The sequence below is a fragment of the Mesorhizobium sp. M4A.F.Ca.ET.050.02.1.1 genome (assembly GCF_003997725.1).
Lineage (GTDB): Bacteria > Pseudomonadota > Alphaproteobacteria > Rhizobiales > Rhizobiaceae > Mesorhizobium.
The window spans coordinates 1-2,296 of the sequence record NZ_RZSG01000892.1; the positions used below are offsets into that span (position 1 = coordinate 1).

At 63.6% G+C, this 2,296-nt stretch carries 2 protein-coding genes; both read right to left on the reverse strand.

The annotated features are described in order from the left end of the window. Positions 1 to 362 precede the first annotated feature (362 nt). A complete protein-coding gene (locus EOA33_RS32770; protein ID WP_127407508.1) occupies positions 363 to 1,271 on the reverse strand; it encodes an NAD(P)-dependent oxidoreductase in 909 nt (302 codons plus the stop codon). Between the two features lie 8 nt (positions 1,272 to 1,279). Then, the coding region (locus EOA33_RS32775; RefSeq protein ID WP_210212638.1) for a hypothetical protein at positions 1,280 to 2,296 on the reverse strand (1,017 nt) is incomplete at its 5' end.

A 2,296-nucleotide genomic window follows, 5' to 3' on the forward strand; every position in this document is an offset into this window, starting at 1 on the left:
GCCCCTTCCTCATGTGCGCAGGCTTTCGCGCCACAAGTCTTCCGGATTCTGCAATGACTTCCGTTTGCAAGCCTTCACCGCTGGAGAGCCGGGAGTTCGACCGGGCTGGGCGTTAAGCTGCGCCCGTCGTTAAGGTCATGCGTCTCATGCGTCTTTCTGAATCATCGCATGGTTTTCTCCGATCCGCGATCGTTCCTCAGGGGTAGCCCCATTTTGCTGATCGGACCGGATCGCCCCGCGCTCGCCTGCGCGGCGACGCCAACAACATCCCAGGAACGGTCACGGCGCTCTGCAGTCTGTTCACGCGTGCCGATCGCGGAGTCTCGCCATTTGTGTCGCTGGCGCATCGAGCCGGTCTTCGACTAAGAATATCGACGCAATGTCCCGGAAGAGGGTCGATCGCCGCCCAGCGAGAAGTTCCGAAACTCGATTCCGAGTTGCTTGAGCAGCGCTACACCGGGGACCTCTGGCGCCGGGTGCACGAGCCCGAGGATGGAGTCGGATCGGAAGGGCAGGGGGACATGCAGGGCCTCGGCTGCCTTGAGGAGGCCACTCACAAGCTGCCAGGGCACGGCGACGGCGTGCAGTGTTCTGCCTTGTGATGCGGCGATCTCTTTCATGAGCCGTCGGAACGGTACCGGTTCGGGGTTGGCCAGCCCTACCGGTTCCGGCAGATGCATGTCCGACACGGCAATACGCACCATGGCGGCGGCCATGTCCGCTTCATGCACGGTGAACTGATGGGAGCGCGCTCCGATGAGAGGCGTGATCGGCAGGTTAGTGAGCTTGCGGAGCGCGCCTGCCATCCCGCCCCAACCGGGGCCGTACACCAGTCCGAGGCGGGGGGAGACACCTCCCAGACTGTTAGCGGTGCGCTCGCAGGCCAGCTTCGCTTGGCCGTAAAGCTGCCGGGTTCCCTCATAAGCGGACATCGAGGAGATGAAAATGACCCGGCGAACCCCTGCATCGGCGGCATTGCGGAGGAGCTGCTGCGAGCCAGACACATTGACACCCCACACATCGCCGGCGCTGACAAGAGTCAGGTCCCATGCACCATGGATGAGGACATCCAGGTCGCTGATTGCGCTCCCCGACGGTGGGCGCCTGATCTCATAGGGGCGCCACTCGGCGACGCCGGCCATTGCGGCGGCAGATTCGGAGGTCACCCGGTTCGGTCGGACGAACGCGATGACCTCATGCCCTTCTTCGGCGAAGGTGGCACGCAGGATGGTCCCGACATATCCGTTGGCTCCGGTGATGCCGACCCGCATTTGAACGCTCAACTCGCCAGCTGCATCGCTTCGCGGGCGATGCGATGAGAATTGGCCATCACAGTCAGGGTGAAGGTAGTCGCTGGAACATTTGGGAAAACCGACCCGTCGATGAGATGGACCCGGTCCCAGCGCGCCAGACGCCCGAGGCGGTCTGTCGTCGCAGTCCCGGAATCCGGCTCACCGGCGTGAGGAAAGCTGCCGCCAAAGTGGTAGCTCTTGGCCCCGCCCGACCATAGCATCCGCGGCGTGATGGGCCACAAGTCAAGGTAGGGTGCCGCCCTGCGGATCCGCTTTATTACGTCAGGCAGCATCGGAGGCGCGTATTTGCCCCTGACCCTGGCCTGGCTGAAGCCCTCCGAAGTGAGGGTGATCTGGGGTAGCTCATCTGGAGCCGCGGACATCTGGGCGCTCACCCGGACCTTGGGTGACGCCCAGGACGGCAGGTAGCCCAGGCCTATCGTCAATCGGCTCAGGAGCCGATCCGTCGCGAAGGCGGCGGCGCGGTGTTGGAGGAAGCGGGGAAGCGCATCGTAGTATGCCTGGTTGAACGGATAGAAGTGAATTTGGGAGACATCGAAGCCTTCGTCGTCCATGACGATGGCCATGGTGAACTGGTTGAGCGTGAAGTCGCGCCTTGCACGCGGGTCGGGGGTCGGCTTCATGGACATCATTGGAAGGACGAACTGAGCCGATTCCGAAAGATGCACCGGCTGGTCCGATCCGAGCGAACCTAGGATCAGCCGAGTGGTCCCGATTGCTCCGCAGCCCACGAAGATCCGGTCGGCTGTGAATCGCTGCATCCGGCCGGTGGACAATTCCCGGGCCTGCACGACGGCCGTGTCGCCCTCCTGGCCGACTCGCACCGCAAGCAGCCCGCTGTGGTAATCGATCCTCCCGCTGCGCCTGAAGCGATCGAAGCTGTGCGAGGCCGAAAAGATTAGCGACCGCGGGCACCCGGTCATGCATAGGCCGCAAGGCTGGCATTCGGGCGCTGAGAAGGCGAGGCGAGCGCGGCCTATCGT